We start from the raw sequence: 18613 nt of genomic DNA, 5'->3' as shown, positions 1-18613 counted from the left end.
GTTCACTCCTATTTCGTGATGTGAAATCCTCCCGCTGCAAGGCAGTCAGGAGGACACAAAAGACAGATTAACTGCGCTCTTTCCGATCATTGATCAAGTGAAACAATTTCTTCCGCCTCAGCTATCAAACGCTCGCCTACAGAAGCGCGACCGCTGCCGAGTATATATCCCCGCCGACGCTTGATTACTTCAAAATAGAGATCAATTCGGTCCCCTGGCTTCGCCAAGCTGTGGAATCGAATTCCATTGAGGTTGGTCAGATATGAAATACCTTTTTTGTCAATCGCAGCAAATGCCGCCAATTGTGCGAGCGACTCTACGATTAGCATAGGAGGCATGTATGGATTAGCCTCTGTAATAAACCATTCACTCCAGGTAACAAGCTTGTACCCCTTCGCCCATTGCGACGTTTCGTACCCGGTCACGCCATCCAGCAGAAGAAATGGGTACCTGTGTGGAAGCACATCCGGGATATGGATTAGCTCTTCGCTCACAGGCTTATACCCCCTCCCACTTGCGAACGGCAAGACAGACGTTGTGCCCTCCGAAACCAAAGGAGTTGCTAATTGCCGCACGGACTTCACGTTCCTGATATACATGCGGCACAAAATTCAATTCAGGGGCTTCCGGGTTGTCGCAATTGAGTGTCGGTGGTACTTTGCTGTGGATCATGCTCTGTACAGTCGCGATTAATTCGACTGCCCCTGCTCCGCCCATTAAATGGCCTGTCATGGATTTAATAGACGATATCGCCAAATGTGGAGCATGCTCCCCGAATACTTTATGAATAGCATTAATCTCCATACGATCATTAAATGGAGTACTCGTACCATGGGCATTGACATAGTCGATTTCCTGGGGTGTCAAGCCACCATCCTGCAGTGCGATGCTGATCGCTTCTGCCGGGCCGGAGCCCGAGGGATCTGGAGCCGTGATATGGTACGCATCGGTTGTGCATCCGTAACCCGTAACTTCGGCCAAAATGGTAGCCCCGCGGTTCAAGGCATGCTCCAGCTCCTCCAGCACCAAGACCCCTGCTCCTCCACCGATGACGAATCCATCGCGGTCCACATCAAACGGACGACTGGCCTTCTGCGGCTCTTCATTGCGTCTGGAGAGAGCATGGATATTCGCAAAAGATGCCAAATCAAGCTGACTAAAATTAGCTTCTGCTCCTCCAGCGACCACGACATCAGCCGTGCCGTACTGGATCGTACGTAATGCTTCACCAATGGCATTACTTCCTGTGGCGCAAGCCGTAACCACAGCAAACGAAGGTCCCTTGGCTCCGATAGCAATGGATATTTCACCAGGCGCCGAATTAATCATCATGGAGGAAACAAAATAAGGAGAAACCCTTTTGGGACCAAGCTTTGTTAATTTTCCATAGTTCTCCTCTATGACGTCGAGACCGCCTGCTCCAGAACCGACAATAACACCCACGCGACCTGCATTCCGCTCGTCAATCACTAATTTCGATTGTTCGACTGCCTGCCGAGCAGCCGCTAGGGCAAACTGAGTGAACTGTGCGACTTTATTAGCTTCCTTCTTGCTCATATATTGCAACGGATCAAAGCCCGTAACCTGTGCACCAATCTTTGTCGGAATGTCTGCTGTATCGAAAGCAGTGACAGGTCCGATGCCGCTCTTCCCTTCCAACAGTGAATTCCAGAAATCCGCAAGATTATGCCCGACCGGCGTTACGACTCCCTGTCCTGTCACTACAACACGTCTTCTCACTGTACCCACGTCCTTCGCTGAAATTAATTCTTGGAAGCCTGCTGTTCGTAGAGGGGAAAGTCGCCATACACATGACTGATTTTTTCATGCACATCCGCAAGATCGGCATATACCTCGACGACCACGAGCTTGTTCTCCTGATACTTTTGCCAAGCAAGCTGAAGCTGTTCTTTGGCCTCCCCCTTGCTCCGGATTGCCAGACTCTCGACAAACTCATACCGGGGAATTTGAATTCCTGCCTTGGCCGCCTCAGAAACAAATGGGAGGGACTGCCCTGAGAGGTGCTTATAGTTCATCTGATTCTGCAACCAACCATAGCCGCCATTATTGAGTACGAGATAGATTAACGGTATTTGATACTCTACCGCCGTCATAAAATCCGAACAGAAGAGATTGAACGCACCGTCACCTACAAGTGCCACTACTGGACATTTTGTTGCCACACTTGCTCCCAAAGCAGCGGCCGCACCGAATCCAAGACTCGTTTGGTCACTGGGAACAATCGAAAGAGAACCGTGCGTAAAGCGAAAATATGGATAAAAGTAGGACCACATATCCTGCAATCCATTCTCTTGAAGAAGCACCAGGTTTTCAGGGAACTCCGTCTGAATCATTTCCAACAGCTCCGGCACGTGGATTCCAGGAGCCTTTTTCAACTTTTCCAGATAAATGGCCCGTTGCGAAAAAGCCTTCTCTTTACAGCTCCTGATCATTTCAAGCCATTCTCCATCAGGCTTCTGCCCTAGCCGATCATGCCATTGCTCCACTGCGGCATATCCATCTCCAAGCAGCTTGACGCCCCTATATTCGTGTGCAAAATCCTCCAGATTTACATTGACCTGAATTAAAGGCGTATCTTGTAGAAAAATATCCCACTCGAACGTAGCCGTTTCTTCCAATCGGCTGCCCAGCGTAATCACTACATCAGATTTTTCCCAGATTTGTCTCAAGTTGATATCCGTGTACAGCCCGGCGACACCACAGAAGAGTTCGTGGTCTTCATCCACTACACCCCGTCCCGAGGCGGTTGCGAACAAGGCCGCTCCATGTTGGTGAGCGAACAGCTCAATGACATCGTTCGGCGTCCCTGACTTCATTCCGCCTCCGACTAGAATGAGGGGCCTGCGCGCCGTCTTTATAATCGCCCATGCCGCATCCAGCTCCCGAAGAGACGGAGAGCACGTAAGCTTTTCTGGTGGGGTAAACTGAAGCCCTGTCGGCACAGGCTGGTCCATCAGATTTTCGGGTAGTTCAATATAGACAGGACCCGGAGCCCCGTTGATGGCCAAAAAAGCCGCCCGTTCCATCGCCCATACAAGCCGATCCACATGCTCGACACGGTAAGCCCATTTGACGAGCGGCTTCACGAGTGAGATTTGATCGGCTTCCTGAAAGGATCGGGTACCCAACTTGTCCCCTCCGGTGCCAAGCGCCAACAGTAGAAGCGGAGCACCAAGGTTCTTCGCTTCCAGCAGCCCCGTAAGTGTATTACTGAGCGCAGGACCTTTCCCCACAACACATACAGACATCTGGTTGGTTGTGAGCGCATAGCCTGCTGCCATGAACACAGCATTACGCTGATCTTTGCACAGAATGAAATCCATACCTGAAGAGGGAAGTGACGATACAATTTTGAGATCATCACTAGGTAATCCAAAGAGATGACGAACCCCGGCCGATTTTAAATAGTCAATGATGGCATCCCAGGGGGATAAGCTCACAGTCATACCAAACTCCTCTTTTCCGACAAGTATTCTGCAACAATTTCGGAGATCAAAATGGGCTTCGAGACAAGCTTGAAATCGTAAAAAATATAATTCGACATCGTGCCGTAGCCACCAAATGGCTTATTGCCCTGATCCACATCCTCAAGCGTCTGATTAATAGTCAGCGTGTGCTTCTTTCGAAGTACGTCCGCCAGATGATTAGATCCGTACAAGCTGCAGCCCATCGCACGTTCACTGAAATAACTGGAGGAAATACGCTTGATTAGCTGCTCGTCGTCTCGGTAGCTAACCACATTGAAGACCGGTGAAAAATACTCGATAATCTCCAAATCCTGATCTAGTTCGCTATATACAACCGTTGGCTCCATCTTTTTCGTACGGAAATCAATGCCACCGCCGTAAACAATAAACTTATCGTTCGTATTGAAATATTCAGAAACCGAATACAACGCGTCTTTATAGAAAATAGGGGTATAGTTCGCGTTCGGATCATTGTTGGCTCCAAACACCAGTTGGTCAAGTCGCATAATCAGCAGGTTTTTGAAATTCTCCGTCACCTCTTGATGTACCAGAATAATGTCGGGTCCCAGGCAGTCCTGTCCAGAGTTGAACAGTCTCATTCGGATTACGTCGGTAACCGCCAGTTCCAGATCGGCATCGGGTCCGATGACGAAAGGATTGATCCCTTGTCCATAGAAGATGTAGAGTTGGTCTTTTCGGATTTGTTTTTTGATCTTCTCCGCATTGACATAGCTCCCGGTGAACACCACAATATCAGCTGGCATAACCGAATTTTCCATGAAAACTCTCTGGCTAACCTTACGAATATAGATGGGTAATCCATGTACAGCCTGGAGCTTTTCATGCAGCATGCTGACGTACTCGTTTACGTGAGAGGAAGGACGAAAGTCTATTTGCTCAACGTACAGGGACGGAATCAAGAGGTATAATGCATAAGAGTACAAAATAACGTTGGAAGGCATAAACACAGCCATAGAACGCTGCCAGCTCGGCTGATAGGTCTGCACTTCCTGCAAAGCACCTTGGAGTGTGAGGATCGTAGAATCAATTTCTGCATTGGCGGCCCGATAGGATGAAAATTGCGTGAGAATATCCATTACTTCCTGCCGATTCTCAATCAAATAATTGAGGCACTTCAGAATCGCTTCATGCCTTTCCAAAAAAAGCGTGTTTTTGGCCAGTTCCGGATTCATACTCATGACGCATTCTCCCTTTCCTTTATGCGATTTTTGGTAATATTTTGTTTCTTCAACACTTACACTTTGCGAGAAGCAACTTTCTCCAGGGCGGTGCGCTCCATTTCCAGCCGGTCTACTTTTCCATTCCGATTTAAAGGAAATTGGGCAAGCGGAAGCAAAAGATCGGGAAACATGTATGAAGGAAGTACCCGATTCATCTCTTTGCGGAGTACAGACAAGGACTGTGGGGATTCGCCTTCGATAAATGCAACAAGCAACGTTCCTTTAGCCTCATCTTCCAAGGTGATCACGCAGGATCGGTAACCTAGCGAACCCATCCGGTCCTCGATATAGACTGGAGATACCATATAGCCCATCCGGTTGACCGTCTTGCCGCTGCGGCCAATGACATACAGCATCTCGTCATCCAGATAGCCCAGATCGCCCGTCTTGAACCAGCCGTCCTGTAGAACGGACTTCGTCAGGTCTGGACGATTCAGGTAACCTTCCATGCATCCGGCACTGTGTATCCACACTTCGCCTACGATGCCGTCCGCCTGCTGGTTGCCAGCAGTATCCAGTATTTTCAGGTTCACACCAGGCAACGGTTTGCCACAACCCTTCGGACACTCCAGCGTCCCTAGCGTAACGTTGCCCAATTCAGAAAGGCCGTAACCATTCAGCAGGGGCTGTCCAAATATGTTGTTGAATTTCTCTTCAAGGTCTTGGGTGAGTGGGGAACCGCCTACGCACCACATGCGCACCGGAGATTCCTTGACCATTTCCAGTTGTTCGGGTTTTCGGTTTAACATACGCAACAAGGTGTAAAAAACAGAGGGGTTAGCGTCTACGACCGTCGCCCGATCTTTCGTAATACTTGCAATGACGCTCCAGAGGTTTTTAGGATTGCAGATGATGAGAGAACATGAGGTTAACCACCAGGAGAAAATAAGTGAAATACCATAGAAGTGAGAGAACGGTACAACGGGGAGCATATGGTCAGACGGCAAGTAGTTCATGGCGTGTATAGAATGTCTGATATTGTCCATGAAGGCTGATCCAGCTTTCACGATTCCCTTGGGTTTTCCCGTCGTACCTGAAGAATACAAAATGAGGGCATCTGACCTCTCGCACCACTTGTTAAAGTCGATGCCATGGATCTCCGGCTCTCCAACCCAATGTGGGTGTACTGCTTGTTCTTGGATTAGATCTTGAATCAGAATAACAGATGCATGAGAAAGTCCTGGATCGCAATCGGTCAGGATGCAGCAGGCACCTGCTTCGTCGTAAATTTGAGCTATTTCATCAAATACGGTCTGCTCGTCCACTACAGTCACCGAAACAGCAATGTTGCACAGGGAGAACAGAGACACAACAAAATAATAAGAATTGGCCGCTTTCAGAATCACTCTGCCTTCTTCAGGAACTCCTCGGAGAGCCAACATACGGGAGAAGATCGTAACGTCTCGCTCCAGACGCTCCCTTGTCATAATCCCTTCAGGTGAGATAATTCGGCAATCCGTATGCGTAACAAGCATAGCGTTCCCTCCTTACATCCCCGTAATATGGTATCCTGCATCAACATGGATAACTTCTCCCGTAATGCCTCTCGATAAATGGGAAAACAGGAATAACGCGGTATCTCCGACTTCGGACGTATCGACCGTCTTGCGCAGGGGTGTCGTCTCTTCAATATGCTTTAGCATCGTGCTAAAATCCTTAATCCCATAAGCGGCCAAAGTCCGTATGGGACCCGCTGAAATCGCATTGACACGAATACCATAAGTACCCAGATCGTTCGACAGATAGCGCATGCTGGCTTCCAGTGAAGCCTTCGCCACACCCATAACGTTGTAATTCTTGATCGCTCGTTCAGCGCCAATATACGTCATGGTGACGATACTTCCACCCTCCGTCATCAGCGGGTAGATCCGCCTGGAAACCGCGGCCAGAGAGTAGGCACTGATTTCTTGAGCAATGGCGAATCCCTCGCGAGAAGTGTCGACGAACAGGCCATCCAAATCCTCAGCTTTAGCATAGGCAACACTGTGAAAATAACCATGCAGGACGCCTACTTTCTCCTTTAGAAAATCCGTCAGTGCATCCAATTCTTCATCGCTCTGTACATTACAGGGACAGACCATGGACCCCGGAATCGTTGCAACAAGCTTTAGCACCCGGTCTGCAACCCTCTCATTTTCGTAAGTAAAAATGAGCCTTGCTCCTTCAGCAGCTAAAGATTGGGCTGCCCCCCAGGCAATACTCCTGTTATTAGCCACGCCCATAATCAAAATGTTCTTACCACTCAGCAGTGCCGCCACAGAAACCACCTTTCTTTTTACATTTTTCAACAAAAAAGAAACTTAATTTTATATGTCTACATATATAGACACATGTAATGTTTTCTGGAATATTATCATGTTAGTTGCCGAAATTAAACTAGCGACCTTTTAGGCAAATACAAGAATTCATTTAAACTTCATGAAGATTGGAATACACTATTCCGCAGATGAGTTTGGCTATAGTTACAAACCCCACTCCTTCGGGAATTTAAGCGCGCTCCATGTGATAGCTTGTTCTGGATAACACATCATCCATGCTGTCTGTCAGCTTATGAAAACTGTGCTGATTCTGTTTGTCTGTGTTCAAATCGGAAGGAATCCATGCAAGTACAAAGGTGGAAGACAAAAATGAGGTGACTGTCAAAGCGAGGCAGACTCATTAAACTACCGGAAGTGACAACTTCATTTTTTGCCATCATCGCCCCTCCCGATTTGAACATCCTGAGTGACCTGTCTTATTTCATACAATTGTGAAGCTTATTATTTCTGAGACTATGCCTTTTTTTTCCTTGGAGCCAGGACATAGCTAAAGGAGACAATAAAGTCGATGACCAGAACGATTGCCCAGGTGCTCATAATGCCCTCCAAGGAAACCGTACGCTGTGGATCATCTACATACACAATGATGGCGAACAACAGAGCGTTGCCGATGGCCCAGCCCAAGAGGTGAAGCAACCAACCCGTTATTTCTTCTTTGGCATGAGCAGCGCCATACTTGCGTTCGGGCTTCGGTCCCTTGCCGAACCAATGTGAGAACCGCAAATCCGCCCATTTAATCATCCTGTGACCAAACGCTACCGTAATGCCAAGATAGCAGGCCGCCAAACCAGTAGCGGTCGTAATCTCCATACCGCTGCTCACCGTGATGAACACCGCTATCAGTAACAGGATATCAATAATAGGAGTACACAGTAAAAGAAGACCGCCCAATTTCTTTAAGCCAAACATATATCTTGCGATCAGCCCTGCAACAACAAACACCCAGAATAAAACTTCAGCACTAATGATAAATAAATACATAATAGATAATTCCTTTCAGATTAGAAGTTGGTATTCCCCTCAGCTCCCCCCCTTTCACGCCCACTATCATACAATATTATACATAATATTCCTAGTATCTTGTCTATAATTACATAAAAGGAAACAAATAGCCATTTTTCTGCAAAAAGCTATCTGTTCAGGCCGTCGTTGTCTCTTATGCTCAAGTGGGACACTTTTCATGATATGCTGCACATGAAATGATGTTAATGAAAAAAAATGCACCCGTGTCAATCAGCACGGATGCATCTTTTTTTACTATTAAGCTATCCAATTACGATATGTCCTTCGGGACGACGATACAGCGTCTTGGTCGAGCGTGGACGAAGAGCATAAGCAATCGTAAGAGGACCAATTCGACCAATAAACATGGTCACACAAATGATCAGCTTGCCTGCGTCAGACAGTCCCGGCGTCACTCCTACGGACAACCCTACCGTTCCGATGGCGGACGCCGCCTCAAATGCAAGGGAGAGGAATGGGGCATCCTCTGTCATCAACAGCAGCATAACGACAATCGAGAATATAAAAAGCGCCAGTATAATAATAGTCAGCGCCCGCATCATGATATCGTTGGGAACCCTATGGCGGAAGAACACAATTTCCTTCTGACCTCGCATGACGGCCAACAATGCACCAATCATCAGCAGGAATGTGGTTGTTTTGATTCCGCCCCCGGTAGAGCCTGGCGAAGCTCCGATAATCATCAGCAGCATGATAAAGAACTGACTGGCCTGCCTCAAGCCGCTGATATCAACTGTACTTGTCCCTGACGATCGTGTAGATACGGATTGAAAGACAGAAGCGTACAATTTCCCCTCCCAATTCAATGAACCCAGGGTACGAGCATTGGTAAACTCAAAAATAAATATAACAAGTGCTCCGATCACAATAAGCGCACCCGACACACTTAACACCATTTTGGAGTGAAGACTCAGTCTCCGGGTACGGCGAAAATCGAACAGATCACTCAGTACAAGGAAACCCAATCCCCCTGAAATGACAAGCACAGATGCAATTATATTGAATACAAAGTCTCCAGCATACTGTTGGAAGCTGCTCCCAAACAGGTCAAAACCCCCGTTATTAAAAAGAGATACCGAGTGGAATATTCCATAGTATATCGCTTGTCCAACAGGCATCTCCCTCATCCACCGCAAAGCCATGACTATGGCAGCTATCGCCTCAATGGTAAAAGAGAAGATCAGCACCTTGCGAATAATGCGCACAATTCCTTCCATGCTGTCGGCATTAATCGCTTCCTTCAGCAGCAGCCGATCCTTCAACGACAATCGTCGCCCCAGCATCAATGCAAACAAGGTCGCCAAGGTCATAAAACCCAGCCCACCCAACTGCATCAGCACCATAATGACGGTTTCTCCAAACATCGTATAGGTTGAATTCACGTCCACCACGACCAATCCGGTAACACAAGCAGCCGAAACAGACGTAAACAGCGAATCAATCCAATGCGGAGCATGTCCACTATGATTGGAAATAGGGAGCATCAGCAGCAAAGTGCCTAATGCAATAATCAGCAAATATCCGATGACCAATATAAAAGGAGGCGACGCAAACCGGGCAAGCTTGACGCTGCGTTTCATTAGAAATACTCTCTCCATCCATTCTTATGAAAAAGAGGAACAAGACACGGGAGAGAAGCCCGGCTGATCCTCTATATTCATAATGTTATGTTATTCTACTGTACGTTACGCATATGCGGGAAAAGCAGCACGTCGCGAATGGACGGCGCATCTGTCAGCAGCATAACCAAACGGTCGATGCCGATACCCAGCCCGCCTGTCGGCGGCATACCGTATTCCAGTGCACGGATAAAATCATCATCCATTTCATGAGCCTCGTCATTGCCATGCTCACGTTCCAGCAATTGTGCTTCAAAACGCTGGCGTTGGTCAATCGGGTCATTCAGCTCGGTGAACGCATTTGCATGCTCACGAGCTACCACGAACAGCTCAAAACGATCCGTAAAGCGCGGATCTTGCTCATTTCTCTTCGCCAGCGGCGAGATTTCAACCGGATGCCCTGTAATAAAGGTTGGCTGAATGAGCGTTTCTTCTACGAATTCTTCAAAGAAAGCATTAAGGATATGGCCAAAGGTCATATGCGGCTCTACCTTTACGTTATGCTCCTTCGCAAGGCGATGAGCTTCTTCATTACTCAGGTGTGCTCCAAAATCCACGCCTGTTACTTCTTTAACAGCATCCACCATCGACACTCTGCGCCATTGCGGTGTCAGGTCCACTTCATGACCTTGATACTGAATGCGTTGTGTACCAAGCACTTCCTGCGCAATATGAGCGACCATGTTTTCCGTTAATTGCATGATATCCTGGTAGTCGGCATACGCTTCATACAGCTCAATCATTGTAAACTCAGGGTTGTGGCGTGTGGAAACACCTTCATTACGGTATACGCGTCCGATCTCATATACCTTCTCCATTCCGCCGACAATCAGTCGTTTGAGATGAAGCTCAATGGCAATACGCATATAAAGCTGCATGTCCAATGCATTATGGTGCGTAATAAACGGCTTGGCTGCTGCACCGCCGGCGATGGAATGTAATGTCGGAGTCTCAACTTCCAAATAACCGAGCGAGTCCAAATAGCGGCGCATGGATTGAATAATGCGGGAACGTGTAATGAACGTTTTTTGCACTTCCGGGTTCATAACCAGATCAACATAGCGCTGACGGTAGCGCAATTCAACATCCTTCAGACCATGATATTTTTCCGGTAATGGATACAGGGACTTGGACAAGACCACAATATCCAGTGCCTTGATCGTAGTTTCTCCCGTTTTGGTTTTGAACAGCACACCCTTAATACCGACAATATCGCCCAGATCCAAAATACTAAATGCTTTATACTGTTCTTCCGGTACACTGTCCTGACGAACATAAATTTGAATACGTCCGCTAAGATCCTGTATATGAGCGAAGCTGGCTTTACCCATCACCCGTTTAGCCATGATACGGCCTGCAATGCTAACTTCAAGATTCTTTTCTTCCAGCTCTTCCTTGGTCAGACTGTCATACTTGCTTAACAGTACGCCCGCTTCAGCCGTGCGTATGTATTTACGTCCAAAGGGATCAATGCCCAATGAGCGCAGCTCGTCCAATTTGGCGCGGCGAATTTGCAACAATTCACTTAATTCCTCGCGATTTTCCTGTGATTCCTGATTCGTAGTTTCATCCGACATGGTGCTAAATCAGCTCCTTTATTATGAGTAAACGGGCCGGGGTCCGTCCGGGTGTAGAGAAAAAAAGCTTCCTTATGGAAGCTTTTAATTTAATTCCAAGGTCCGTTTCTTATTTCTTGATATCCACGATTTTATATTGAATAACCCCTGCTGGGACAGTGACATCCACAACAGTTCCCTTTTTCTTACCAAGGATTGCTTTGCCAACCGGGCTTTCATTGGAAATTTTGTTCTGAAGCGGATCCGATTCAGCGGAACCAACGATCGCATATTCTGTTATATCTCCAAATTCCAAATCTTCAACGGTCACGGTTGCGCCGACTCCCACAACATCGGTGTCAATTTCATCACTATTGATAATGCGGGCATTGCGTAGCATTTTTTCCAGTGTAATGATACGGCCTTCAATAAAAGCCTGCTCGTTCTTTGCATCCTCATACTCGGAGTTCTCACTGATATCCCCGTATCCGATGGCTACCTTAATCCGTTCCGCCACTTCGCGGCGTTTGACGGACTTTAAGTTCTCAAGCTCATCCTCGAGCTTTCTAAGGCCTTCCTGTGTCAGAATGACTTCTTTATCGCTCATCTTAACCGATTCTCCTGTCATGGGAAAAGTTTAAAAGTGCATCGGAATGCACGCTTTCAAAACATCATATGCCACTCTGAGGGAATGAGAACATTTCCTGCTGTTGTCTTAAGAGCTGCATCCAATTTGTTGCATACATCAAGATTTTATACTGAACGATTATAGGGCAAGCAATTGGAAAAGTCAATCGCGCACAAAGGGAGAAACGACTTCATTATTGCGCAACAGCGGCAGGAGAAGCAGCGCTTGCGGAAAACTCGTCTACATCTGCCGCGGGCAATTGAGATACAAACTGCTCCAAAATACGCACCATATCATCACGCTTGGTTTCTTCCATGATAACGTCTTTAATGCGCGCAGAGCCTTTAAGTCCTTTAAGGTACCAAGCCAGATGCTTGCGCATTTCTCTTACAGCCACTGCTTCGCCTTTCAGTGTCACCAGACGATCCATATGCAGGATGGCTATGCGGATTTTTTCTTCCGGTGAAGGATCAGGCAAAAGCTTACCCGTCTGCAAGTACTCAATCGTACGGTACAGCATCCACGGGTTACCCAGAGCGCCGCGCCCGATCATCACGCCATCACAATTGGTCAAATCCAGCATGCGGCGGGCATCTTCCGGTGATGCTACATCACCATTGCCAATTACAGGAATGGAAACCGCTTCTTTAACGTCTCTTATGATATCCCAGTTCGCATGCCCTGTATACAACTGCTCCCGTGTACGACCGTGCACGCTGACAGCCTGACCTCCGGCCCGTTCTACAGCGCGGGCGTTCTCTACGGCATAAATATGCTCGCTATCCCAACCGATACGCATTTTCACCGTCACCGGTTTGCTTACGGACTCCACTACAGCAGATACCATTTCATAAATCTTATTTGGATCGAGCAGCCAACGAGCACCTGCATCACATTTGGTCACCTTGGGAACGGGACAGCCCATATTAATGTCAATAATATCCGCGTTCGTCTCCTGATCTACGACCTTCGCCGCCTCCACCAAGGACTCACGGTCTCCCCCGAAAATTTGCAGGCTAAGCGGCTTCTCACGCTCATCCACAAACAGCATCTCGCGCGTACGTTTATTCCCGTGAATAATCGCCTTATCACTAACCATTTCCGCACATACCAGACCTGTGCCGAATTCCTTGGCAATCAGGCGAAAGGCAGGGTTGCACACCCCCGCCATCGGAGCCAGTACAACTTGGTTTTTCATTTCAATACCGCCGATTTTCAACATATCTGTTCACTCCTTTATGCCTTCTATATATATCGTACACTTATCGTCATTCCGTCAGTTCCCGGACTTCAATTTCTAGCGCTTGGGCAATCATGCTCAACATGTCAGGCTCCAACGAACGATTGCCTCGCTCCACAGCACCCAATACGGCCAAGGATATGCCGGTTCGTTTAGCCAACTCCTGCTGTGTCAATCCTTTAAGCTTTCGGAAGGCGCGGAGCCGTTGCGCCAGCTGCATGTTTTCCAAAGTTGTATGCCATCCTTTCCATCCAATGAATTCAATGCAGTATGCACGATACTGTACAGACCGGATGGATCTTGGTTCGGAACGATGTCAGCCAATGGCACAAGCACAAAAGCACGCTCCAACATGCGGGGATGAGGAAGCTCCAAATCCGGTGTGGCCAGTTGCACGGCTTCCATCCATAACAAGTCCAGATCAATCGTACGCGGACCGTTAGGAATATGCCTTACTCTACCCAGACGACTTTCCACCTCCAGCATAAAAGCCAGAAGCTCCTCGGGAGCAAGTGTTGTAGATACGGCTGCCGTCATATTCAAAAAAGAAGGCTGATCCAGATACCCGACAGGTTCAGTCTCGTACAGGCTGGAGCAACGCAGCACCCGTATACCCGGATGTTCGTCCAGCGCCGTGATGGCTTCATACAGGGTATGCTCACGCTCCCCCAAATTAGCCCCTAAAGCAATATAAGCCTCTGATGCCTCAGAGGTCGAATGTGCGTTCATGTACGTTCCTACTTTCTTGCACGATAAAGCTCAACCGTCACGCCCTCAAAATGAATATCAAACGGCGGATGCGGCTTTGTGACTTTGACAGTCAGTGCATTTACACCAGTATAAGTGTCCAGTAGGGAAGATGCAATACGTTCGCCTAAAGCTTCAATCAATTGGTAAGATTCCTTTTCTACAATGTCTTTAACGGTGTAATGCACCTCAGCGTAATTTACCGTTTTATCCAATGCATCCTGCTCGCCCGCCTCACGCAGATCAAGCTCCAATTCCAAATCGATGTAGAAACGCTGTCCCAGCTTGCGTTCCTCGGGAAAAACGCCGTGATACCCGTAATACTCCATGCGATGCAAAACCATTTTATCCATTCGCGGGTAGTCCCCCTGTTTTTTATTAGATTTTTCTATATAAGCTCAACCAAAGGTGTACACGCGGTGCCACTACGCGGTCGGATGGTGCTTCCCATCGCTTGTACAACACCATTCCGCCTACTCCTTTTTAATGTGCATTTTTCGAGTTTAACTTTTATAATAATTTTTTTTTCTGAAAATGCAGTGACTTTATGCTGGTAGTAGCGTAATGAAGGATTTGAATCCGAAGAAGCGGAGCGTTCGCCTTTGCAACGGGATTCTTACAGTCATATGTTTTACCAATTCAAAGAATCCCGTTGCAACAGCGATCGCAGGATCAAATCATTCATGAAGCGGGCTTTACCCACCATAACTCAGTGCATTTTAGACCCGTACACCATCGCATCACACATACGTACCGTGCGCTTGATTTGGGCCACATCATGTACACGCACAATCTGGCAACCCTGAGCAATGCCAAAGGCAACCGTAGCCGCTGTACCCTCCACCACATCATCCACAGGCAAATCCAGTGCTGTACGGATAAATCTTTTACGCGACGTGGCCAATAACAGCGGAAAGCCTAGCTGACTCAATGTATCAAGAGAAGTCATGGCATGAATGTTTTCATCATAATCCTTGGCAAAACCAATGCCTGGGTCCAAAATGATTTGTTCCTCGCGTACACCTGCATCGAGCGCCAATTGGATGCTTTCTTTTAAATCGGCCAGCATATCAGATACCAGATCCCTATAGTTGCGATCATGACGATTATGCATCAAAATAACTGGACAATCGAACTCAGCAGCGACACGCGCCATGTCGGGGTCTGCCTTAAACCCCCACACATCATTAATGATATGTGCCCCCGCTTCAAGTGCCTGGCGGGCCACCTCGGCTTTGTAAGTATCCACAGATAACGGAATGTGCGGTGCGATACGATGGATCGCCTGGATGACCGGAATAACCCGGGCCAGCTCCTCTTCCACACCTACCGGTTCATGGCCCGGGCGTGTAGATTCTCCGCCAATGTCAATCATATCGGCTCCATCCTCTACCAGCTTCAAGGCATGTGAAACAGCCAGCTCCGGACTATGATGCATTCCCCCATCGGAAAATGAATCCGGAGTCACATTCAGTATACCCATGATCTGTGTGGCATGTCCGAGCGTAAGCTCAGCAGCTCCCATGCGATAGCTGCGTTGATAAAGAGTTGGTATATTCACTTGATCCCTGCTTTCTGTCTATAGTCGTGCAACAGCAAGGCTGTTATGGACCCGGTCTGACCCAAGAAATCCGATATGTGATGTGTAGCTCCGTCCGGCTCCAGCAGCAGATGGACAGGACGTATTTCCTGTATGGAGTTGGTCATAAAAATCTCATCAGCCTGCTGCAACTCGTCCCAACGATACAAACCCTGCTCACAGGGAATGTCTCGCGCTTGCGCCAGCTCCAAAATGAACTCACGTGTAATGCCTGGCAGAATTCCAGTGGACAGGTCAGGCGTATACAACGTATCATGTCGCACAAAAAACAGGTTGCTGACCATCCCCTCTGCCAGAAAACCATTGGCCGTAAGCATCATGCCTTCGGCCTTGTACTGGACGGCAGCGGTATACTGCTGAAGCTCCCGTTTTGCAAGAATATTGTTCATATAATGGAGTGATTTTAAACGAATCTCACCCTCTGGCGTGTTTCTCGGGGTTCGCAGCAGCTGGAGCGCCGATGGGGAAGCCGCTCCCCCGGCCTGTGTGTTTGCAGAAGGCAACGGCTTGGCGAACAAAATATGGTTAGGCTGCGAGTAGTCACCGGATGGCAAGCCAAGCACCTCTTCACCCGCTGATACGGTGTAGCGGATATAGGCTTCGTCCAGTCCATTTGCCACCATCAGACCTTGGATTTGTCTCGTGAGCCGCTCCTCGTCCGGTTGAAAAGGAATGCCGAGCATGCGGCAGCCTTCCTCCAGTCTATGCAGATGCCGATCCAGTAAAAATGGAACACCCTTGTAAGTCCGAAACGTTTCAAACAAGCCCATGCCGTATAAAAAGCCGTGATCACTTACGTGAATCACGGCCTTTGCGGCTTCCGTGAGGACGCCGTTGACTCCGATATATTTCATGAATCAGACGCCTACCTTACGTTTTAGAAAATTGCGCAACAATTGATGTCCGTAGTCGGTAATAATGGATTCGGGATGGAACTGAACTCCTTCTACGGCGAATTCCTTATGCCGCAAACCCATAATTTCACCTTCTGCGGTTTCAGCGGTAATCTCTAGACATTCAGGCAGGCTCTCGCGCTCCACCAGCAGCGAATGATACCGGGTCGCGGTGAACGGGGATGGCAAGCCTTCGAATACTGAATTATTGTGATGGAGAATCGGTGATGTTTTACCGTGCATGAGCCGTTCAGCCCGGATCACCTTACCGCCAAAAGCCTGTCCGATGGCCTGGTGGCCGAGACATACGCCGAAAATCGGGATACGACCTTTAAAATGACGGATGACATCCAACGAAATTCCCGCCTCGTTCGGCGTGCATGGACCTGGCGAGATCAAAATATGCTCTGGTGCCAGCTCTTCTATGCCTTTCACATCAATCTCATCATTCCGCTTTACGGTTACTTCTTCGCCAAGCTCACCCAAATATTGAACAAGATTGTACGTAAACGAATCATAATTATCAATCACCAAAATCATACGACTCACCCTCCTAGGATACCGCTCTTGTTCAAAGCAGCTTCTTCTTCACCACATTGTACCGCCTTCATGACAGCTCTGGCCTTGTTCCGACATTCCCGATATTCCCTGTACGGGTCTGAATCAATAACGATACCCGCACCTGTCTGTAAATAGGCAGTGCTGCCTTTGACAGCTAGTGTTCTTATTATAATATTTAATTCCATATTGCCGTTATAGTCAATCCATCCAAGCGATCCTGTATAAGGACCTCGCCGGACAGGCTCTAATTCTTCAATGATTTCCATCGTGCGCACCTTGGGTGCTCCGGTAATGGTCCCGCCAGGGAAGGTAGCGCCAATCACGTCTATGGCCGTACGACCAGAGGCTAATTTTCCCTCAACCTGAGAAACCAGGTGCATCACATGCGAATAATATTCGACAGTCAGTAGCTCAGGTACATGTACCGAGCCATATTCGGCAATCCTTCCGATGTCGTTACGCTCCAGATCGACGAGCATAATGTGCTCTGCACGTTCTTTTTCGCTCGATAAAAGTTCGGCAGCCATAGCGGCATCCTCATCCGGTGTCAGCCCCCTTCTTCTCGTACCTGCAATAGGTCGTGCGCTGACACGTCCATTCTCCAGCTTCACCAGTAGCTCCGGCGAGCCACTGACGATCTGTAAATCCGGCATACACAGCATCCCCATATAAGGGGAAGGATTCAACAGACGCAGCCATTCATATATATCTTCAGGGCGGGCTGCAAGCGTACGTTGCTGGCGAATCGACAGGTTAACCTGAAATACGTCACCCTGTGCGATATACTCCTGTACACGTTTCACAGCATGTTCAAAATCGGTTTGGTTGAATGCGGCTTCCCAACCTTCAGATTCATGATGAACAGCTGATAGCTCCGCTTCGGCAAGCCTTGTACGACGACGAGAATACGCTGGATCAGCCTCTCCGGCATCCATGATTTTCTCCCACTGAGTCAACATCCGTTCTGCTCGACGAACAGCTTCCGCATAATGCTCATAAAGTATGTTATTTTGCTCAGCCAGCGCAACATGACCAGCAAAATCGGTCTTGCTAGCGGCTTCAGTATGGACAGGAGTGGGCAAGTGAACAGCACAATATATGCACGATTTTTCATGATCATAAATCCATAGCTCATTCACCCGCATCCACACATAATCGGGGATGTCTGTATCATCCGCAGCCTGAATAGGCAAGCGCTCCAGCGAGCGAGCTACATCGTAGCCCAGATAACCCGCAACTCCTCCAGTGAAAAAAGGCAGGCCAGGTACATGAGGCGCGCGGTAGGGGGCGATCCAGTCGTTCATAACGGTCAGAGGTTGACCATATATATCACCATGCTCCCCATTTTGTAGATCCGTCCAAACTGCATGTTCTCCCTTACCTTCCAATATGGCAACCGGATTTAAGCCCAGATAGGTATATCTCCCGCCCTTACCGCTCTCCAGCAAGAAGGCATATGGCGATGAATCCTCCCATGCCTTGCGCCATGATAACGGCAAACCGCCCACGGGCAACTGATACTCAGCAATATAAGGAAGTATACTCCAGCCTTCTTCCTGCCAAACCTGCCACTGCGCGGCCGTCACTCTAGCTGTCGATTTCATCCGTGTGCGCTTCCCCTTCCATTCCTTTGCTAAAAGTCTGTATTCTCTCCTTAAAAACAAACCCCCACCCCCCTGGCAACAGGGAAATGAGGGAT

Annotated in this window: 18 protein-coding genes; all 18 read right to left on the bottom strand. The window is 48.2% G+C overall.

Annotation, left to right across the window (positions count from 1 at the left end):
* Window positions 1–86: 86 nt before the first annotated feature.
* The 18 genes from BAZ21_RS24945 to BAZ21_RS24860 all read right to left on the bottom strand — a co-directional run bounded on the left by BAZ21_RS24945 (window position 87) and on the right by BAZ21_RS24860 (window position 18518).
* A complete protein-coding gene (locus tag BAZ21_RS24945; protein ID WP_068505573.1) occupies window positions 87–494 on the bottom strand; it encodes a 3-hydroxyacyl-ACP dehydratase FabZ family protein in 408 nt (135 codons plus the stop codon).
* 4 nt (window positions 495–498) lie between these two features.
* Window positions 499–1740 (bottom strand): beta-ketoacyl-ACP synthase II, encoded by a 1242-nt coding sequence (fabF, locus tag BAZ21_RS24940; protein ID WP_068505572.1) that lies wholly within the window; start codon window positions 1738–1740, stop codon window positions 499–501.
* Between the two features lie 23 nt (window positions 1741–1763).
* On the bottom strand, window positions 1764–3467 hold the full coding sequence (locus BAZ21_RS24935) for a thiamine pyrophosphate-binding protein (protein ID WP_068505571.1): 1704 nt from the start codon (window positions 3465–3467) through the stop codon (window positions 1764–1766).
* Complete coding sequence (locus BAZ21_RS24930) at window positions 3464–4687, bottom strand: aldehyde dehydrogenase family protein (protein ID WP_068505570.1); 1224 nt, start codon at window positions 4685–4687, stop codon at window positions 3464–3466. Before BAZ21_RS24930 ends, BAZ21_RS24935 begins: the two co-directional genes overlap by 4 nt.
* 56 nt (window positions 4688–4743) lie before the next feature.
* Window positions 4744–6204, bottom strand: a complete 1461-nt coding sequence (locus BAZ21_RS24925) for a class I adenylate-forming enzyme family protein (protein WP_068505569.1) — start codon at window positions 6202–6204, stop codon at window positions 4744–4746.
* A 12-nt stretch (window positions 6205–6216) separates the two neighbouring features.
* Window positions 6217–6987, bottom strand: a complete 771-nt coding sequence (fabI, locus tag BAZ21_RS24920; RefSeq protein WP_068505568.1) for an enoyl-ACP reductase FabI — start codon at window positions 6985–6987, stop codon at window positions 6217–6219.
* 513 nt (window positions 6988–7500) lie between these two features.
* Window positions 7501–8028, bottom strand: a complete 528-nt coding sequence (locus tag BAZ21_RS24915) for a hypothetical protein (protein WP_068505567.1) — start codon at window positions 8026–8028, stop codon at window positions 7501–7503.
* A 284-nt stretch (window positions 8029–8312) separates the two neighbouring features.
* Window positions 8313–9650, bottom strand: a complete 1338-nt coding sequence (locus BAZ21_RS24910; RefSeq protein WP_068505566.1) for a TrkH family potassium uptake protein — start codon at window positions 9648–9650, stop codon at window positions 8313–8315.
* A 95-nt stretch (window positions 9651–9745) separates the two neighbouring features.
* Window positions 9746–11266: a lysine--tRNA ligase gene (lysS, locus tag BAZ21_RS24905; protein ID WP_068505565.1), complete on the bottom strand. Its 1521-nt coding sequence runs from the start codon at window positions 11264–11266 to the stop codon at window positions 9746–9748.
* A gap of 109 nt (window positions 11267–11375) precedes the next feature.
* Window positions 11376–11852: a transcription elongation factor GreA gene (gene greA / locus BAZ21_RS24900; RefSeq protein WP_007428055.1), complete on the bottom strand. Its 477-nt coding sequence runs from the start codon at window positions 11850–11852 to the stop codon at window positions 11376–11378.
* A 214-nt stretch (window positions 11853–12066) separates the two neighbouring features.
* Window positions 12067–13095 carry a tRNA dihydrouridine synthase DusB gene (gene dusB, locus BAZ21_RS24895; protein WP_068505564.1) on the bottom strand — a complete coding sequence of 343 codons (1029 nt, stop codon included), beginning with the start codon at window positions 13093–13095 and terminating at the stop codon, window positions 12067–12069.
* A 46-nt stretch (window positions 13096–13141) separates the two neighbouring features.
* Entirely contained in the window at window positions 13142–13342 is a 201-nt protein-coding gene (locus BAZ21_RS24890) for a helix-turn-helix domain-containing protein (protein ID WP_256022492.1), read from the bottom strand.
* A complete protein-coding gene (folK, locus tag BAZ21_RS24885) occupies window positions 13285–13842 on the bottom strand; it encodes a 2-amino-4-hydroxy-6-hydroxymethyldihydropteridine diphosphokinase (RefSeq protein WP_068505562.1) in 558 nt (185 codons plus the stop codon). Before folK ends, BAZ21_RS24890 begins: the two co-directional genes overlap by 58 nt.
* An 8-nt stretch (window positions 13843–13850) precedes the next feature.
* The gene (gene folB, locus BAZ21_RS24880) at window positions 13851–14213 is read right to left on the bottom strand and encodes a dihydroneopterin aldolase (protein WP_068505561.1); all 363 of its coding nucleotides are present in this window, start codon (window positions 14211–14213) and stop codon (window positions 13851–13853) included.
* A gap of 356 nt (window positions 14214–14569) precedes the next feature.
* The gene (folP, locus tag BAZ21_RS24875) at window positions 14570–15385 is read right to left on the bottom strand and encodes a dihydropteroate synthase (RefSeq protein ID WP_068505580.1); all 816 of its coding nucleotides are present in this window, start codon (window positions 15383–15385) and stop codon (window positions 14570–14572) included.
* A gap of 32 nt (window positions 15386–15417) precedes the next feature.
* Window positions 15418–16314, bottom strand: coding sequence for an aminotransferase class IV (locus BAZ21_RS24870; protein WP_068505560.1), 897 nt, complete (start codon window positions 16312–16314; stop codon window positions 15418–15420).
* 3 nt (window positions 16315–16317) lie between these two features.
* Window positions 16318–16893 (bottom strand): aminodeoxychorismate/anthranilate synthase component II, encoded by a 576-nt coding sequence (pabA, locus tag BAZ21_RS24865; RefSeq protein WP_007428048.1) that lies wholly within the window; start codon window positions 16891–16893, stop codon window positions 16318–16320.
* A 5-nt stretch (window positions 16894–16898) separates the two neighbouring features.
* Window positions 16899–18518 carry an anthranilate synthase component I family protein gene (locus BAZ21_RS24860; RefSeq protein WP_068505559.1) on the bottom strand — a complete coding sequence of 540 codons (1620 nt, stop codon included), beginning with the start codon at window positions 18516–18518 and terminating at the stop codon, window positions 16899–16901.
* Between the last annotated feature and the right edge of the window lie 95 nt (window positions 18519–18613).

Source organism: Paenibacillus kribbensis, assembly GCF_001705305.1.
In the GTDB taxonomy this organism is placed as follows: Bacteria; Bacillota; Bacilli; order Paenibacillales; family Paenibacillaceae; genus Paenibacillus; species Paenibacillus kribbensis_B.
This window is presented reverse-complemented; position numbering and strand designations above follow the sequence as displayed.